The organism is Burkholderia aenigmatica (assembly GCF_902499175.1).
Taxonomy (GTDB): domain Bacteria; phylum Pseudomonadota; class Gammaproteobacteria; order Burkholderiales; family Burkholderiaceae; genus Burkholderia; species Burkholderia aenigmatica.
The window spans coordinates 47,435-65,210 of sequence record NZ_CABVQC010000024.1 but is presented as its reverse complement, the minus strand read 5'-3'; the positions used below and the strand labels follow the sequence as shown (position 1 = coordinate 65,210).

Genomic DNA, 17,776 nt, shown 5'->3' with positions numbered 1-17,776 from the left:
TCAGCCTCCGATGAACGCTTCGCGGAACGCGTCGATGGCGACGCGCAGCGAGAGTTGCGGTTGGTCGAGGTAGCTGACGAGCTTGCTGATCTGGTGATCGTTTTGCGCATGGGCGTCGATCCATTCGGGATCGTCGATGTCGATGTTGTGGGCGGCGTAGGTCTGCGGGTCGACGACGCTCAGCAGCGTCTTCGCCGACGCGCCGTTGAAGCCGATGATGAGCCGTTCGCGCTCGGCGATCGTGCCGATGAAGATCGCGAGCTCGAAGTCGGCCTGCGCGACGAACGGCGCGATCAGTTCGAGCCAGAACGCGGCGACGAGGCTGCGGTAGAACGGATCGACCGGCAGCGGCAGCGTGAGGCCGCGCTCGATGTGCGACGAGCCGCTCTGCATCACCGGCCGCAGCAGCGAGCCGAGCGCGAGCATCGCGCCGCGCAGCCGCACGGGATGACCGCTTTCGAGCAGCATCTCCTGGAGGCCGTACAGCGACTGGTGTTCGACGAAATCGTTGAAGGTGCCGTCATGCGACGTGCCGGGGCCGCCGACGTCGATCGGCACCTGCGTGTCGCCGAGCGCCTGCAGCGCGCCGGGCGGCTCGTCCTTGCCGAGCAGCGGCGGGATCTGCGTGGCGACGCGCGACCACAGCCGCGCGAACGCGAGCGGGCTGCGCGCGAGGAACGCGAGCGGCCGGTCGACCTCGAGCGCGGTTGCGCCGAGGAACGGGAAGCGGCGCATCGACACGTCGTGGCTCGCGACCATGTGGCCCGCGATCGCGAGCTTGCTGCGCGAACCGAGGAACGCGAAATGCATCGGCTTCGCCTCCTCGTAGACGAGCTTCCAGCGCGGATCTTCCGCGAGCAGTTCGAGCGCCTGCGCGATCCAGCGGTCGAGCGTCTGCAGCAACTGCGGGTTGTGCGGGCTCTTCACGAAGTCGCCACGCGACGGAATCTTGCCGAAGTAGGCGACTTGCGCCTGGACGGTTTGCGTCATTGCGCCCCCTGGGCATTCGTTGCGTTGGCGGCCGCGACGGCCGGCGCTGCGGCCGGCGTGCCCGTGCCGGCGGACTGGGTCGCGTTCTGCGCGGCACCCGCGCTCGCGTCGGCGACCGACGACGGCAGCTGCAGGCCGCGCAGGCTCTGCTGCTGCGGCTGGTCGCCGCCACCGGCGGACGGTTGCGACGTGCTGATGATGCGCATCGTCACCGACACGTTCACGCTGCCCTGCGCCCACGTCAGGTCGAAGGTGCCGTCCGGTCGACGCTTGCGTTGCGCCGAGTTGATCAGCTTCTCGAGACCGTAGCGGCCCGGCTCGTTGACGAGCTGCACCGTGCGGCCGTCGAAGGTCGTCGCGGACAGCGTCGCGCCCGGCGAGCCCTGCGGGTTCGGCCACACGAAGTTGGTCCACTGCGGCGGCGTGTTGCGGTAGCGCAGTTGCTGGCCGTCGATCGCGATCGTGTATTCCGTCGTACCCGTGCTCGGTTGCGGCAGGATCTGGAACACGGTCTGCGGCTCGGACGACGCGGCGGCGCTGCCTGCCGCCCCGCCGGCGAGCGGTGCGACCCAGCGTGCGAAGCCGTTCGTGAAGTCCGGCGTGAGGCCGATGCCCATGTCGCCCCACGTGCGGGCGGCGAGGGTGTCGCCGCGGCGCACCGCGAGCGGCCCGAGCGTCGTGCCGACGAACTTCGCGATCGAACCGTCCGGGCCGAACACCTGCGCGATTTCACCGGCGCCGGCTTCGACCTTCGCGCTCGCCGCGAACGGGTACTTCGTCGCGAGCGAGTTCTGGAACGGCTGGTAGACCTGCGCGTTCCACACCTTGTTGACTTCGGCGCTGGCCGGCTGGATCACGACCGCGAACGCCTGCATCAGCGGCCGCACGAGCAGCGGACGCAGCGACTTGCGTTGCGAATCGGTGAGGCCCGTCAGCATCTGCTCGTCGACGAGCTTCAGCGAATCGGCGAGTTCCGAACCGTTGCCGTCGAGCGTCTGCTGCATCAGCTGGCGCGCGCCCGGGCCCGGATCGCCCTGGTTCTTGATCACGTTGAAGCGCGTGCGGACCTTCGACAGCGAATCCATGTAGCCCTTGAGCATCGACGTGCCGTCATGCACCGCGACGATCCGCGCGAGCCCGATGAACTCCTGGCCGATCGGACCCATCGGCACCTCGGCCGGATTGCCGTTGATGTCGATGTTGGCCGCCGCCACCTGGCCGGCCTGCGAGCGCGAGAACAGTTGCTTGACCCAGTTCACGACGCCCGTCTGTGCCTTCTTGATCGCCACGTTCGCGAGCGACGGGTTGTCCCACGAGGTCTGGTCGTACGCGGTCTCGAGGATCTTGCGGATCGGCGAATCCTGCGGGTCGCCGAGGCGGTTCATCCCGTCGACGGCCTGGCCGAAGCTGCTGAAGCCCTGCACCGCGATGCCCTGCATGAACTTCTGCCAGTGCTGCGCGTACTCGGTCTTGTACATGCCGACGAGCGTCTTCTGGATCTGCTCGGGGCTGCCCTCGAGCGTCAGGTCATCCTGCGTCGACGTGTTCAGCACCCAGTCCTTCGCCTGCAGTTCCTTGGTCGCCGCGTCGCGGATCGCCGGCTGCACATAGTCGAACCACGCTTCGCGCGTGAACGTGCCGGGAATCGCGTAGCTGCCTGCCACGAGGCCCTGGTTGCCGTCGCCGACGATGCGCGCGATGGTCATCGGCGCGAAGCGGGTCGACGCGCGCGCCTTGATTTCCTCGTACACGCGCTGGCGAGCCGGCATCCCGCGCACGACGTGGCGCAGGTTTTCGCGAGTCTGGTCGACGAGCGCGAGGTTCGCGTCGATCATCGGCCAGTCGTCGTCGTTCACGCGGGACAGGTAGAACGAGATCATGCGCTCCGCGCTCTTGATCATCTCGTCACGCGGCATGTTGCCGCGATTCGTCTCGAGCCAGCCGCGCCAGAAGCGGGCGAGCTGGTCGGTCAGGTGCGCCTGCTCGACGTGGCGCTTGTCGGACAGCATCAGGTACGTCTTGAGCGCGTTGTACGCGTCCTGCACGTTGGTCGGCGACGCATCGCTGTAGAGGCCGCCCTGCGGTGCGGCCGGCTGCTGCGCGGCTGCGACGGGTGCGGTGCCGGACGCGGCCAGTGCGGCGCCGGCCAGCGGCGCGGCGCCTGCCGCGTTCGTCGAGACCGGCATCGCGCCACCCTGCACGGCGCCCGATTCGGGCGGGCGCGTCATCGGGACGAGCTGTTCGGGGTGCGCGTTCACGTCCTTCATGAACGATGCGAGGTTCTGCGACACCGGGGCCAGCAGGATCTGGCGCACGCCGTTGTAATACTCGGTCAGCAGGTGCTGCTCGAGACGGTCACCCTGGTACAGGCCGAGCGACACCGACAGCGGCTTGTCGCGGCGGAACTGCTCGAGCTGCTCGATCCGGTCTTCGAGGATGTCCATCGCCTGCAGGCGCGACTGCAGGTCGTTGCGGCCCTGCTGCAGGCGCGTGACGTTGTCGAGGTCGGCCTGCACGTTCGTGACGAGCTGCTGGTTGCCGATCGTCGACCACGTCCAGCCGCCCAGCGCGAGCGCGAGCGCCGCGACGAAGCCGAAGAAGGTTGCGTAGCGCAGCCGCGTCTTGGTCGGGCTCGCGAACTGGCGCACCGTCTGGCGATCCGCGAAGATCACCTTCGAGAACAGGTCGCGCAGGAAGAAGCCGTTCTTCGAGAAGGCACTGTGCGGCTTCGGCAGCGCAGCGCCGTCGAGGCCGAAGCGATGCGCGATGCGCTGCGCGGCCGCGCTGTTGGTTTCGCCTTCCTGCAGCGCGCTGGTGAAGTAGAAGCCGCGGAAGATCGGCTTGTACTGGAACGGGTTGTTCTCGAACAGCGTCGCGAGGAACGCGCGCAGCGACGGCTTGATCGTCGAGAATTCGAGCGGGAAGCTCAACTGGCCCGGCGACAGCTGGTTGCCGCGCGACAGCGACAATTGCGCGACGCTGATCTCCTTCAGCCCTTCGTAGAGTTCCTCGAAGTGCGTGTCGAACTGCGCGACCACGTCGCGCTTGTCGTCGGGCTCGTAGGGCAGGGTGGCGCCCCACACGCGGTCGTACTCGTGCTTGTCGCTGCTGCTGAAGAATTCGGTGAAGCCGGTGATCAGGTCGGCCTTCGTGAACATCACGTAGACCGGCGCGAACACTTCGAGCTTCTCCGTCAGCTCCTGAACGCGCTGGCGGAGGTTTTTCGCGAGGTTGATCGCAAATTCGGGGCGGTTGCCGGTGAGTTCGGCGATGCTCGCGGTGACGATGATGCCGTTGATCGGCGCCTTCGGGCGATAGCGCTTGAGCAGGCCGAGGAAGCCGAGCCACTCGCTGCGGTCTTCCTCGTGCACCGAATAGCGGCCGGCCGTGTCGAGCAGGATCCCCTCGGTCGTGAAGAACCAGTCGCAGTTACGCGTACCGCCGATGCCGTGGATCACGGCGCTGTTCTTGTCCGCGAACGGGAACTGCAGGCCGGAATTAAGCACGGCGCTGCTCTTGCCCGCGGCCGGGTTGCCGATCACGATGTACCACGGCAGTTCGTACAGCGCGGAGCCGCCCGACACCTGGCCGATCTTCGACGTCTTGATCGTCTTCACCGCGTCAGACAGGCGCGTGCGCAGCACGTCGAGGTCGGCCGTCTTCGCGTCGGGGGCGAGTGCGGCGGCGGCGGGCGCGGCGATCTTGCCGGTTTCCGCCTGCTCTTCCAGCACCTGGCCGAGCTGCTGGTTCGCGCGCTTCACGCGCCAGCGGCGCCACAGCGCGACGACGAGCCACAGCGCGAGGATCGCCGCGAATGCGGTTGCCGCCCACAGGAGCGGCAACTGCAGCATGTCCGCGACGATGAAGAGGATGGCCGCTAGCGCGACGATCCCGACGATCGAGAGCGTACGCGGATGAGTCAGCACGTTGAGGATGCGTTGCATAGGACGTTCAGGTTCCGGTGCGATTCGGTGAGGCGACGCAGGCGCGCCGAGCGGCAAGGGTGGCGCCGCGATGTGTCGCCATGCTGTCAAACGGGATGATGGGGGCTGGCATCAATGCGCCCGCGGCATCGGAGAAGGCGCGCGCATTAATGAAAGGACGCTGTGAGATTTAAAACGGAAGCGGCGGCCGGAAAAAATCGCGCACCGGAATGCATGATTTTTTGCGCCGCCCATATCGTTTCCTGCCGGGATATTAAAAAGCCCCATGCCGCCCTCATTATTTCCTGTCCGGCAGCCTTGGCTAGCTGCCGCGTCCCAGTTTAAAACCGGGTTTATGGTATTCCACGTGCCCGAGATCCATCATTTTCCAGCGGCCGCCCCAGGTCAGGCCGACCTGTTCGGCGACCTGGCCGTACAACTGATAGCCGCGCATCGCCCAAGGATCTTTCTCGGAAATGACCAGCTTGCCGTCGCGCAGGAATGCGTTGTCGGCCGCCAGCCCGAATTGGTGATAACTCTGGAAGGCCGCCGCGTTGGTCACGCTACCGCCCATCTGCGCGAGCCGGTTCTGCCGTTCCGGGCTCCGATAACCTTCCAGCAACGCCATTTCATAGCCATATTGTTCGTGCATGATCTTGTAGACCAGCAGCAAACGCGTACGGAAATCCGGATCCAGCAGGTTCCAGTCGCGGCTCGCATCCTTCAGCGCCGGGCGTACCTGTTCGACTTCCTTGGTGGCGAAGACTTCCGGCGGCAGCGGCGGGGGCGGCACGAGTTGTTCGCCCTGCAGCAGCGCGGCGATCTTCTCGTCGGGCACGCGCGCCGTGTCGTCGTACTGGAACAATTGCCGGCCGCGTAACGCAATGGCGACCAATGGCGGCGTCGCAAGAATACCTGCCGATACCATAATCATCAAGCGCCGCCGAATCAGTAAATTTTGCACGTCGTTTAAAGCGCCGCGCGTAATGCTTGCCGATTTAACAATCTGACTTCGCGTACGCGTGGCGCGATCGTTCGCACGGCGCGTGAGACGGCCGTGAAACTGGGCGACGGATTCGAAAACGGTCGCGCGGATACCCGGTAAAAGCAACAGTGCCGCAACCGCTACGGCAAGGGCGAAATAGGCGACGAGTGCGACGGCAATCAACGAAATCCCCGGAAATTGGAATTGATTGTGTTTTGCAATGCTTGCTCTTAGAATCAGGCTGCTTCGAGAGGCCGGGCTATATTATCGCGGTGAATTAAACCAGGATTCAATGAGACGCTGAATGAGTGCGCCGGAAAATTCAAATTCGAAATCTCCGCCCAGCCTGCTGTCCGATACCAAACCGGCAGGCGACGGAGCTCAGCAGTCGCGCATTCTCGCGAATCTGGAAGGACGTGTCACGCCGCCGGCCGAACCGCCGCGCCGTTCGCTGAAGGCGCCGATCGCCGCCGTCGTGGCCCTGGTGGTCGCCGTTGGCGGCTGGGGCGCTTGGCGCATGCAGCATGCGAGCGAGCAGGCCCCCGTCGTGGCGGCCGAGGCCGCGCCTGCAGCGGCTGCACCGGCGAAGGTCGCAGCGGCCAGCGATACCGCCGTGCAGGTCGCGCAGAATGCCGCGTCCGCTGCATCCGCCGTGCAACCGGCCACGATCGTCAACGACGACGCGGCGTCCCGAACCGTTGCGTCCGCATCGTCCGCGTCTGCCGCGGACAACAGCCGCCTGTCGCGCGCGCTCGCCAATGGCGCCGATGACGCATCGGGCGCGGCCACAGCCGGTGCGGCCGCTGCTGCTGCCGCTGCGACGACCAAGACCGCGAAGGCCGACGCCGCGAAGGGCGCGAAGGTCGCGGCGCGTGGCAAGGCCGATGCGAAGACCGACACGAAGGCCGATGCGAAGGCTGACGCCCGCAAGCATCACAAGGAACAGCAGGCCGAGCTCGCTCAGGCGAAGAAGCATCGCGACGCCACGCCGACCCGTACCGGGAAGGCTGGCGGGAAGGACGATCCGGATGCGGATCTGCTCGCAGCGCTCGTCGCGCGCACGAAGCCGGCCGACAAGAAACTCGCCGCGCAGAAGGTGCAGGCCGTGCCGACCAAGACGGCCGCGACGACCGGCTCGCTGGCGTCGCGCGTGAAGGAGTGTTCGGAGCGCGGTTTCTTCGAGGATCAACTGTGCCGTTGGCGCGTCTGTGAAGGCCACTGGGGCAAGGATCCCGCGTGCCCGAGCGCCGCGCAGTCGGAGACGCGGCAGTAACGCGTCTCGTGCATGCCGTCCGCCGCACCTGCGCCGCCCGTTGGGCGGCGCGTTGCTTTGAGGGCACGGAATCGTGCCGGTATGATGCGGCGTGACGCTGTCACCGGCGCGTCATGCCCGTCGGGCATACGTCTCTTTTCCTTTTCCGGCGCGGGCGCGCGACCCGCGATGCGCGGCGCGCCGCGCGCCGCACGACCTTCTACACGATGGACCTGATCGTACAGACTTACGGCGCCGATACGTCCGGCATGGTGTGCGGATTCCGCTTCGTTCCCGGCGGATCCGGCGCGATGCTCGATGCGGACGCGGCCGCTACGTGGCTGCGCACGTGCCGCGAGCACGATGCCGGATCGGGCGATTTCGTCTGGCTGCACTTCAATCTCGCGCACGGTGCGAGCGAGCGATGGATGCGCACCCATCTCGGGCTGCCCGACAGCTTCTTCGCATTCCTCCACGAAGGGTCGCGCTCGACACGCATCGAGCAGGAGGACGGCGCATTGCGCGCGATCGTCAACGACGTGATGTTCAACCTCGAACTGACGCCGTCGGAGATCGCGACGCTGTTCGTCCACGTCGAGCGGCGCATCATGGTCACCGCGCGGCTCAAGCCGCTGCGCTCGGTCGACACGCTGCGCGCATGTGTGCGCGACGGCGAGGAATTCAGGTCGCCCGCGGAACTGCTCGTGCACCTGCTGCGCGACCAGGCCGACCTGCTGATCCAGATCATGCGGCGCACGAGCGTCGACGTCGACCGCATCGAGGATCGCTTCCTGTCGCAGCGGCTCACGTCGAGCCGCATCGAGCTCGGCACGATGCGCCGCACGCTGACGCGCCTGCAGCGCATGCTCGCGCCCGAGCCCGGGTCGATCTTCCGGCTGCTCGCGAAGCCGCCGGCCTGGCTGCACGTGGAAGACGTGCAGGAGCTGCGGGAGTCGACCGAAGAGTTCTCGCTGGTACTCGCCGATCTTGCCGGACTCAACGAGCGGATCAAGCTGTTGCAGGAAGAGATCGGTTCGCGTCTCGAGGAGCAGAACAACCGGACGCTGTTCACGCTGACGCTCGTGACCGTGATCGCGCTGCCGATCAACATCGTCGCCGGGTTCTTCGGGATGAACGTCGGCGGCGTGCCGTTCTCGGAGAACAAGCACGGCTTCTGGCTGATGGTGCTGCTCGTCGCGGGCTTCACGGGGCTCGCCGCGTGGTGGGCGTTCCGTCGGCGCAACGACCGCTAGCGCCGGCGCCGCGTCGATCCGTCAGCGCAGCAGCGCGATCGCGCGTTCGCCGATCACCATCCCGAGCAGGCCCACCAGCGCGACGAGCGGCGGGGCCGGCGAGCGCACGTGCAGCAGCGCGTACAGCACACCGACGCCGAGGCCCACCGCGAGCGAAATCACATAATCCGTCATGGCAGTCTCCCGTGCGGTCCGGCGTCAGGGTTTGACGATGACGCGCTCGCGCGCACCGGCCAGCACCGCGCGATACGCGTCGTGGGCGCGCTCGAGCGGGTACACGTAGTCGTCGCCGATCGGGAACGGGCGCAGCGTGCCGTTGCCGAAGCCGGGCGCGAGCGTGTCGAGGATCTGCGCGACCGCGGCGCCGCCAAGCTGCAGCGAATCGACGCCCACGAACGTGTGCTGGCCGCGATAGAACGCGAAGATGTCGAACGGCACGCTGCGGTCGATCGTCGAGATGAAGATCTGCCGCGCACCGATCGCCATCGACGCGTTCGCGGCTTCGAAATACGGGCTGCCGACCGTGTTGTAGACGATGTCCGCACCGTGGCCGCCGGTCGCCGCGCGCACCGCGTCGGCCACTGACTGGCTCGACGCGTCGATCATGTGCACGTCGCCCGATGCATGGCCGCGATAACCGCCGGGGCTGCGCTCGACGCCGATCACGGTCGCGCCGTGCGCGGTCGCGAGTTGGATCGCGGCCTGGCCGACCTTGCCGTTCGCGCCGAACACGAGCACGACGTCGCCGGCCGTCGGCATGCCGGCGCGGCGCAGGCCTTCGTACGCGGTGACGAACGGCACGCCGACGCCGGCCGCTTCGTCGAGCGTCAGCACGGCAGGCTTGCGGCGCACCCAGGACGCGTCGAGTACGAGCCACTCCGCATGCGAGCCGTCGCGATGCACGCCGAGATCGCCACCCGAGCCCCACACCGGCGCGCCGATCCAGTCGTCCGGGCCGCTGCGCACGATGCCGGCCCAGTCGCGCCCGGGCGTGCGCGGCCACACCGCGTGCGGCATGCGCCCGAGCGCAGCCTTCACGTCGCTCGGGTTCACGCCTGCCGCGCGTACCTCGATCAGCATCTGGCCGTCGGCCGGGACGGGCGTGTCGATTTCCCTCACACGCGCGTCGAGCGAGTCGATGTCGGCGGCGGGGGCGTCGAAGCGGATGCTGCGCATGATGATCTCCGTGGCGGTTGGCTGCCGCGCGGCCGGTCGGGCCGGTGCGTGCAGCGGGTGAAAAGGATGAATGCAGTCTAGTCGGCCCGGTTTGACGCGGAAACCCGCAAAGGCGGATGATTGTTTTGCGATAGACGCATAGCCAACACCGAGGGCCCTGATTGGACGATTTCCTTTCCCCGCATCTGGCGCTGTTCGTCGACGTGGTCGACCAGCAGAGCTTCTTGGCGGCCGCACGCCGGCTGGGCGTCGCCGCGTCGTCGGTCACGCGGCGCATCGACCGGCTCGAGACGCAGCTCGGCATCCGTCTGCTGCATCGCACCACACACGCGCTGCGGCCGACCGAGGCCGGGCAGTTGCTGTACGGGCGCGCGATGCGGATGCTGGCCGAGCTGCGCGGCCTGCAGGAAGACCTGCACAGCCAGCACGACGAGCCGAGCGGGCTGTTGCGCGTCGACTGTCCGGCGCCGTTCGGCCGGCGGCACCTGATGGCCGCGCTGGCCGCGTTCATGCAGCGTCATCCGGCGCTGCAGGTCGACCTGGTGCTGACCGACAGCATGGTCGATCTGCAGGGCGCGCGGCTCGGCTCCGACGTCGATCTCGCGGTGCGGATCGGCCCGATCGAGGACACGCGCTTCGTTGCGACCGTGCTGGCACCGCAGCGGCGCGTGCTGTGCGCGAGCGCGGCGTATCTGGCGTGGCGCGGCGAGCCCGAGTCGCCCGACGCGCTCGCCGGGCACGACTGCCTCGCCTGGCACGGTGCGCCGCCACCGGGCGCGTGGCGCTTCGGCGAGCGCCGCCACGCGCCGGCGCAGCCGCGGTTTCGCAGCAATCATTCGGAGGCGTTGCTCGAAGCCGCGATCGACGGGCTCGGCCTCGCGCACCTGCCGACCTGGCTCGCGGGCGACGCGCTGCGCGACGGGCGCTTGCGCGCGGTGCTGCCGCAGTTCGCGGCGGCGCCCGAGCAGGCGACGATCCACGTGTTGCGCCAGCAGGCGCGCGGCACCGCACGCGCGGCGCGGCTCGTCGCGTTCCTCGCGACCTGGTTCGCGCAGCCGGCGTGGGATGCCGCGTGGGCATGACGGCGGGTGCGGGTGTCGCGTTGCGGGGCCGGATAAGCGCCGGGCATAAATACGCCGGGCATAAAAAAGGGCCCCGCATGCGAGGCCCGTCAAAGGTCGGAGAAGCCGGTACGCCGGCCGGCAGCTGCAGACTGCGCGGCGCCGGCCGGATGCGCACCGTTACTGCGTCACTACCTTGCGCGGTTTGAAGATGCCCTGGTAGTGCAGTGCCGGGCGTTCCTTCGTCACCGGCTCGATGCCGTCGAAGGTCGGCGTCTGGCGCAGCTTCATCGCGGCCGGCGAAGCGACCGAGCCGATCGACGTCGAGCGCGAAGCCGGCGCGAGGTTGTTCGAGACGAGCAGCGCGGCCTCGCTCTGCAGGTTCGACAGCAGCACCGGATCGGTCGAGCGGTTGATCTGCGTGAGCAGCCCGCTCCAGGCCGCGTCGCTGTAGTTCACGACGTAGTAGTCGAGCCCGCTCGGGTCAGCCACCACGCCCGTGCAACCGTCGATGCGCGTTTGCGTCTGCGTATCCTTCAGCGCGAGCGTCGTGCGTTTGGCGAGACCCTGGCCGTACGCGAGCGTGATCGGCACCGTCCACTGCAGGCCCGGATACGCGTTCTTGTTCGGGAACGGCTGCTGTTTCAGCGTGACGATCGTCTGGTTCTTCGTCAGGTCGCACTGCGTGTCGAGCGAGATCAGCGGCACGCCGGTCTGGCGGACGTAGCTGTCGCCGATCGGGCCGATTGCCTGGCCGCTTTCCTTCGACAGCGCATCCCACAAGCGCTTCGGCGTACCGTTGCCGAACGAGTAGTCGACCAGGTATTGCTGCAGACCCTTGCGCAGCGTCTGTTCGCCGAGATAGTTCTCGAGCGTCTTCAGCACGTGGCCGCCCTTGTCGTACGTGAACGCGCTGGCGCTCAGCACGAAGTCGTTCGACGCCCAGCCGTTGAAGTTCGGTGCGACCGGGAACGCGTTCGGGCCGATATCACGATTGATCACGCGGTACTTGTTCTTCACCTGGTCGAGCCAGCTGAACTCGTTGGGGAAGAACTGGATCGTCGTCTTCGTCTCGAAGAACGTCGCGAACGACTCGTTGAGCCACACGTTGTCCCACCAGTCGGCCGTGACGAGATCGCCGAACCACTGGTGCGCGACTTCGTGCGTCAGCACCTCGTTGCCGTAGTGCGACATCGGCTGGCCCGGCTGCGGCAGGATGTCGTCGGCGAACTCGAGGATCGACCCCCAGTTCTCCATCCCGCCGAAGTTCAGGTCCTTCTGCGCCTTGAACGCGTCGTTCGCGGCCACCGTGTCGAACTTCGTGAGCGGCAGGGCAATGCCCGTGTAGCGGTAGTAGAAGTCGAGCGCCTGCTTGGTGCGGTCCATTGCCGGCTTCGCCCAGTCGCTCATGCCCGGCGGCGTGAACACGCGCAGGTGCAGGCCGCCCTTGCCGCCCGGCAGCGGGCTCGTGAAGTCGTCCTCGTAGGTGTCGAACAGGCCGCCGCCGAAGAACAGCAGGTACGACGGCATCGGCGGGGTCTTGTCGAATTGCACGAGCTTGTAGCCGCCGCCGACGTTGGTCGACGGCTTCTCGGCCGCGTTCGACACGACACGCCAGCTCTGCGGCACTTCAGCCGTCACTTCATAGGTCGGGCGGAACGCCGGCTCGTCCCAGCCCGGGAACCACTGGCGCGACAGGTTGGTTTCGCCTTGCGTCAGGATCGCGCCGCTCGTCTTGCCGTCGGTGCCCTTCAGGTCGACGCGGAAGATGCCTTCCGCGGCCGAGCAGCCCGGATACGGATCGTCGCCGCAGCTGCCGCCCGTCTTCGCGACCGGATCGTCATACGACTTGAAGTTGATGATGCCCGACCACTCCATGTGCAGCGAATAGTTGCCCGGCGCGATCGAGCCGCTCACGGGGCGCAGCTGATAGTAGTCGCCCTTGTCCTGCGGCGTCGCGATCAGCTGGATGTTGCCCGGCTGCAGCGTGAGGCGGCCGTTCGTGAACTTGATCCGGTGGCCGGCGATCACGATGTTGTTGACCGGCTTCAGCACCTTGATCTCGACGTCGGCGCGGCCGTCGAACGCGTTCAGCGCTTCGTTCGGGCGGAACCACAGCCGGTAGTTCACGGGCACCACGGTGTCCGGCAACTCGACAGGCGATACGCTCTTGTCGACGTTGGATGCGCTCGGCGGCGCGGTGACGGTGGGCGACGAGCCCGATTGCGGCGCGCCGGCGGAGCTGAGCGCGGAAGCCGAGCCCGGGCCGCCGTCGTCACCGCCGCACCCGGCGAGCGCGAGTGCGGCGACGAGCGGCAGATAACGCATCTTGCGAATGTCGATCGACATGACTGAAACCTCGATTGTTGAAAGAATCGTTCAGTGCTGCGAAAACGCCGGCAAAAGCAATCCCCTCGCCGTTAATCAACAGCGATAAAAATGCCAATGACGGATTATTCGAAAAGACGGCGGCCGACTACGTGAAGGTAATCATGGTTTACTGCCCCCTCTGGATTTCCGGATGTCGGTTAACTTGCCGGTTCAAAATGGCCGGGCGCGTGTTGTACTGAATTGATTTCGCGTGCACGACACGGAGCCGCACGCCCGGTGCGGGCGCGCAATCTCCTTGAACAGACGACCTACGGGGCTGGCCGGGCCTGGCCGCAGGATGGCAGGAAGGCGTGTCGCCATTCCGTAAAATCACCGTCATGCGGCTTCAAGGTTTGTCGGCTTGCTCGAAGGATGCGTAAATATACTTGATGGTTTTAGGTAAAGGAAACGAAAAATTTAGAAATTGCATCTATTGAATTCGGCGCGCTTCATTGAATGCTGGAAAGCATTAATGCGCTTTCCGTTTGACTGGTATTTTCGTAGTTTTAATCTATTAACGATCTCGCGTGGCTGCGAAAACTACGAAACCCGGCGTATGGGGTGCTCGGTACAATGCAGTGACGATCCGCTTACTGATTGCCGCGAGGAGGCCCTCCCATGTCACCAGCCCTGTTCCGTATCGCGCCGCTGCGCGCCGCGCTGATGCTGTTCGCCGCCGTGCTCCTGCTCGGCGGTTGCGCGGGGCTGACGCGCGATCCCGTGCGCGTGTCGGTCGCCGGGCTCGACCCGCTCGTCGGGCAGGGCCTCGAGATGCGTTTCAGCCTGAAGCTGCGCGTGCAGAACCCGAACGACGCGCCGATCGAATACGACGGCATTTCGGTCGCGCTCGACCTGAACGGCACGCCGTTCGCGAGCGGCGTCAGCGATCGCTCGGGTACCGTGCCGCGTTTCGGCGAGGCCGTGCTCGACGTGCCGGTTTCCGTGTCGGCCTTCGCCGCCGCGCGACAGGCGTGGAACCTGCCCGGCGCGGCCGCGAACGGCGAGCTGCCGTATGCGCTGCGCGGCCGGCTCGCGGGCGGCGTGCTCGGCACCGTGCACTTCAACGATGCCGGTACGCTGCGCCTGCCCGCGATGCCGGGGTGGGGCGGCTGAGCCGGGCGAGCGCGGCGGCGGGCGGCGCGGGCCGGCCCCCGCGCTTTGCCGCGCGGGCAAAGCGCGGTATGGTGTGAGCCGCGCGGCGCCCGAAATACGGTCGCGCCGCCCGTTGAAGCCAACCGTAACCGAGTTCGCGTGACCGATTTCCCTGTTTTCCACTGGACCGACGCCGACGGCGCCGATCATGCCGTGCGCTGGCGCTCCGAAGCCGGCGTGCAACCGCCGAAGCGCGCGGTGCCCGCCGACGACCGCCTCGCGGCCGACGCGGCCTACCGCCTTGCCTGCGAGGGCACCGCACTCGTCTGGCAGGGCGACTTCCAGAATGCGCGCCAGCTCGTGCAGGCGATGGCGCGCCGTGTCGAGCGCAAGCCGAAGAAGGCGAAAGCCGCGGCCGGCGTCGACGCATTCAACCTGCATCGTCTCGCGCAGTCGCAGCGCGCCCGCACGCTCGGGATGCTGCTGATTCCGCTCGATGCCGACTACACGATCCCGCTGCGCCGTGCGCCCGACGTGCGCGCCGCGTGCGAAGAGGCGTACGGGCCTGGCGGCGCGCCGTCGGTCGTGTCGCTGCGCGAACTGCTCGGCCTCGTCGGCGCGCATGAATGGCGCAAGAAAGGCGTGGCGATCCCGGCGCTCGGCGGCGCGGCGATCCACCCGCACTACGGCGTGTTCTCGCCGGTGCGCGGCGAATACGTCGATCTCGTCGCGCGCGCGCCGCTGCCGGCGACGTCGCTCGCGTTCGACATCGGCACGGGCACCGGCGTGCTGGCGGCCGTGCTGGCGTCGCGCGGCGTCGCGCGCGTCGTCGCGACCGACCAGGATCCGCGGGCGCTCGCCTGTGCGCGCGAGAACGTCGACCGGCTCGGTCACGCGGATCGCGTCGAGATCGTCGAAGCCGACCTGTTTCCGGCCGGCCGAGCACCGCTCGTGGTCTGCAACCCGCCGTGGGTGCCGGCCCGGCCGAGCGCACCGATCGAATACGCGGTCTACGATCCGGACAGCCGCATGCTGCGTGGCTTCCTCGCGGGGCTCGCCGCGCACCTCGAGCCTGGCGGCGAAGGCTGGCTGATCCTGTCCGATTTCGCCGAGCATCTCGGCCTGCGGCCGCGCGACACGCTGCTGCAATGGATCGACGAAGCGGGCCTCGTCGTGCTCGGTCGCGACGACATCCGCCCCGCGCACCCGAAGGCGATGGACGCCGACGATCCGCTGCACGCGGCACGCCAGGCCGAGGTCACGTCGCTCTGGCGGCTCGGCGCACGAGCCTGATCGCGCATTTTCGGTAAACTATCGCCATTCCTCACGAATTCCCGCCGCCGGGCCGTGGTCAGCCGACCGTGGCCCGGCGCCGCATCACGATGTCGAACAAGACCCACGAAATCCGCCCGGAGCAGTCCGTCGAGCTGCTGAAGGAACTGCACATCCTCACCCGCGACGGCAAGCTGAACCAGGACAGCCGCCGCAAGCTGAAGCAGGTCTATCACCTGTTCCAGTTCATCGAGCCGCTGCTCGCCGGCGTGCAGGCCGACCGTGGCAGCGTGACGCTCGTCGATCACGGCGCCGGCAAGTCGTATCTCGGCTTCATCCTGTACGACCTGTTCTTCAAGCAGCAGCCGGGGCACGGCACGCCGGCGTTCGCGTCGCACGTGTACGGGATCGAGACCCGCGAGGAGCTGGTCACGCGCTCGGCCGAGCTGGCGGCCCGGCTCGGGTTCGGCGGCATGTCGTTCCTGAACCTGTCGGTGGCCGATTCGATCACGTCGCCGGCATTGCCTGAAACGGTCGACGTCGTCACCGCGCTGCACGCGTGCGACACGGCGACCGACGACGCGATCCGCTTCGCGCTCGCGAAGCGCGCGCAGCACATCGTGCTGGTGCCGTGCTGCCAGGCGGAGGTCGCGGGTGTACTGCGCAAGAACAAGGGCAAGTCGCTCGCGAACGCGCTGACGGAAGTGTGGCGGCATCCGCTCCATACGCGCGAATTCGGCAGCCAGATCACCAACGTGCTGCGCTGCCTGCAGCTCGAAGCGCACGGTTACCAGGTCAGCGTGACCGAGCTGGTCGGCTGGGAGCACTCGATGAAGAACGAGCTGATCATCGCGCAGTACAAGAACCTGCCGCGCCGGCGGCCCGGCGAGCGGTTGAACGAGATTCTCGGGATGTTCGGGCTCGCCGAGCTGAACGAGCGCTTCTTCGTGCCGGAAGCGGCGGCGGGCGGCGAGGCCGTCGAACCGGCCGCAGGCTGACACGCGGGGGCGGGCACGCCGCGCCGCGTCGCTGTCAATGCGTCGCGCGGTGCACGTTGCGCGCCGCGTCAGACGTCGTCGCCCGGCCGGCGCATCCATTCGCGCCAGCCATCGTGGCCGAGGCGGCGCAGCGTTTCCTGATTCTTTTCGTAGATCGCGGCCGCGTCCGGGAACGCGTCGACCGCGCGCGCAATGCTGTCCTCGCGCAGCAGGTGCAGGATCGGATACGGCGCGCGGTTCGTGTAGTTCTCGATGTCGTCGGGCTCGCTGCCTTCGAACCGGTAGTCCGGATGGAAGCTCGCGATCTGCAGCATGCCGTCGAGCCGCAGCTGCCGCACCAGCCGGTCGGCAAAGAACAGCGCATCGTTGTAGTCGATGAAATCGGCGAACGCATGCGGGAAGATCACGAGCGTCGTGTCGACCTGCTGCGGGTCGGCCGCGTCGAGCGCGCGCAGCTCCGTTTCGAGTTCGGCGAGCGCGTCTTCCAGCGTCGTCGCTTCGCTGATCGCATAGCGCACCTGTTCCTTCACATAGACGCTTTTCGCGAACGGGCACAGATTGAGCCCGATCACCGCGCGCGCGAGCCAGTGCCGTGTGGCGGCGAGGATGTCGTCGTGCGATTCGGGGCGGGTGTCGGTCATCGTGAAACCAGTCGGGCGGAAGGGCGGTGAGGGCCGCATTGTAGCGGGCGCGCCGTCACGCGCAGGCGGCTTCGATCAACTGCGTGACGAGTGCGGGGGCGACGCCGATCGGCGTTTCGCCGTGCCGATAGGTCTGGCTTGCCGCGTAGATGCCTTCGATCACCAGCGCGAGCGAGTCGGCGAGCGCCTGCGGCTGCCGCGCGCCGGCGCTTTCGCACAATGCGACGAGCCGCTTCATCAGCTGTTCCTTGTTCTGCGCGACGCGTTCGCGCGCCGGGTGCGAAGCATCCGGGAATTCGGCGGCGACGTTGACGAACGGGCAGCCGCGGTAATCCTTCTGCGTTGCGCGCTCGGCGAGATCGACGAAATACTGGATCAGCTGCGCTTTCGGCTGGCCCGGGTGTTTCGCGACGCTCGTATTGAAGCGGTCGAAGAAGCACGCATCCATCCGCTCCAGATACGCGAGGATCAGCTCGTCCTTCGACGAGAACTGGCGATACAGGCTCATCTTGTTGACGCCCGCGCGCTCCACGACCGCCTCGACGCCCACCGTCCGAACGCCTTCCTTGTAAAACAGCTCCTCGGCGGCGCGCAGCAGGTGCTCTTGCGCGGTAGCGCCGTCGATCGGCCGGCGCGTGCGGCGCGCCAGCGGTTTGGCGATCTCGATGCCCGACATGATGACCCTCGACTGCATAGTGAATTGCTTGACATGTTACCGATTGGTCACTACGATCGCAACACACTTGTGACCGAGCGGTAACAA

Annotated in this window: 13 protein-coding genes and 1 pseudogene; 6 read left to right on the top strand and 8 right to left on the bottom strand. The window is 67.2% G+C overall.

What is annotated here, in order from left to right; translation table 11 throughout:
* The 3 genes from tagF to BDO18943_RS18595 all read right to left on the bottom strand — a co-directional run bounded on the left by tagF (position 1) and on the right by BDO18943_RS18595 (position 6,081).
* On the bottom strand, positions 1-990 hold the full coding sequence (gene tagF, locus BDO18943_RS18605; RefSeq protein ID WP_175023525.1) for a type VI secretion system-associated protein TagF: 990 nt from the start codon (positions 988-990) through the stop codon (positions 1-3).
* On the bottom strand, positions 987-4,934 hold the full coding sequence (gene tssM / locus BDO18943_RS18600; RefSeq protein WP_175023524.1) for a type VI secretion system membrane subunit TssM: 3,948 nt from the start codon (positions 4,932-4,934) through the stop codon (positions 987-989). Before tssM ends, tagF begins: the two co-directional genes overlap by 4 nt.
* 301 nt (positions 4,935-5,235) lie before the next feature.
* On the bottom strand, positions 5,236-6,081 hold the full coding sequence (locus BDO18943_RS18595; RefSeq protein WP_043191629.1) for a M15 family metallopeptidase: 846 nt from the start codon (positions 6,079-6,081) through the stop codon (positions 5,236-5,238).
* 121 nt (positions 6,082-6,202) lie between these two features.
* Between BDO18943_RS18595 and BDO18943_RS18590 the strand changes: the two genes are divergently transcribed.
* Both BDO18943_RS18590 and BDO18943_RS18585 read left to right on the top strand, forming a co-directional pair.
* Positions 6,203-7,171 (top strand): phage tail protein, encoded by a 969-nt coding sequence (locus BDO18943_RS18590; protein ID WP_175023523.1) that lies wholly within the window; start codon positions 6,203-6,205, stop codon positions 7,169-7,171.
* 206 nt (positions 7,172-7,377) lie between these two features.
* Positions 7,378-8,403 carry a transporter gene (locus BDO18943_RS18585; RefSeq protein ID WP_089449844.1) on the top strand — a complete coding sequence of 342 codons (1,026 nt, stop codon included), beginning with the start codon at positions 7,378-7,380 and terminating at the stop codon, positions 8,401-8,403.
* 24 nt (positions 8,404-8,427) lie between these two features.
* Here BDO18943_RS18585 and BDO18943_RS18580 read toward each other — a convergent pair.
* Together BDO18943_RS18580 and BDO18943_RS18575 are read right to left on the bottom strand one after the other, a co-directional pair.
* A pseudogene (locus BDO18943_RS18580) lies at positions 8,428-8,577 on the bottom strand (DUF1427 family protein); the annotation flags it as partial.
* Positions 8,578-8,601: 24 nt separating this feature from the next.
* Positions 8,602-9,579, bottom strand: a complete 978-nt coding sequence (locus BDO18943_RS18575) for a quinone oxidoreductase family protein (RefSeq protein ID WP_175023522.1) — start codon at positions 9,577-9,579, stop codon at positions 8,602-8,604.
* A gap of 161 nt (positions 9,580-9,740) precedes the next feature.
* Here BDO18943_RS18575 and BDO18943_RS18570 point away from each other — a divergent pair, with 161 nt between their 5' ends.
* Complete coding sequence (locus BDO18943_RS18570; RefSeq protein WP_175023521.1) at positions 9,741-10,661, top strand: LysR family transcriptional regulator; 921 nt, start codon at positions 9,741-9,743, stop codon at positions 10,659-10,661.
* Positions 10,662-10,820: 159 nt separating this feature from the next.
* Here BDO18943_RS18570 and BDO18943_RS18565 read toward each other — a convergent pair whose 3' ends face one another.
* Complete coding sequence (locus BDO18943_RS18565) at positions 10,821-12,989, bottom strand: M1 family metallopeptidase (RefSeq protein ID WP_175023520.1); 2,169 nt, start codon at positions 12,987-12,989, stop codon at positions 10,821-10,823.
* A gap of 639 nt (positions 12,990-13,628) precedes the next feature.
* On the opposite strand from BDO18943_RS18565, the gene BDO18943_RS18560 reads away from it, so the two are divergent.
* The 3 genes from BDO18943_RS18560 to BDO18943_RS18550 all read left to right on the top strand — a co-directional run bounded on the left by BDO18943_RS18560 (position 13,629) and on the right by BDO18943_RS18550 (position 16,372).
* Entirely contained in the window at positions 13,629-14,123 is a 495-nt protein-coding gene (locus BDO18943_RS18560; RefSeq protein WP_175023519.1) for an LEA type 2 family protein, read from the top strand.
* A gap of 138 nt (positions 14,124-14,261) precedes the next feature.
* On the top strand, positions 14,262-15,395 hold the full coding sequence (locus BDO18943_RS18555) for a methyltransferase (RefSeq protein WP_175023518.1): 1,134 nt from the start codon (positions 14,262-14,264) through the stop codon (positions 15,393-15,395).
* 89 nt (positions 15,396-15,484) lie between these two features.
* Positions 15,485-16,372 (top strand): class I SAM-dependent methyltransferase, encoded by an 888-nt coding sequence (locus BDO18943_RS18550; RefSeq protein ID WP_175023517.1) that lies wholly within the window; start codon positions 15,485-15,487, stop codon positions 16,370-16,372.
* 68 nt (positions 16,373-16,440) lie between these two features.
* On the opposite strand, the gene BDO18943_RS18545 is transcribed toward BDO18943_RS18550, so the two are convergent.
* On the bottom strand, positions 16,441-17,013 hold the full coding sequence (locus tag BDO18943_RS18545; protein ID WP_175023516.1) for a DUF1415 domain-containing protein: 573 nt from the start codon (positions 17,011-17,013) through the stop codon (positions 16,441-16,443).
* Between the two features lie 55 nt (positions 17,014-17,068).
* Positions 17,069-17,689: a TetR/AcrR family transcriptional regulator gene (locus BDO18943_RS18540; RefSeq protein ID WP_175023553.1), complete on the bottom strand. Its 621-nt coding sequence runs from the start codon at positions 17,687-17,689 to the stop codon at positions 17,069-17,071.
* Positions 17,690-17,776 lie beyond the last annotated feature (87 nt).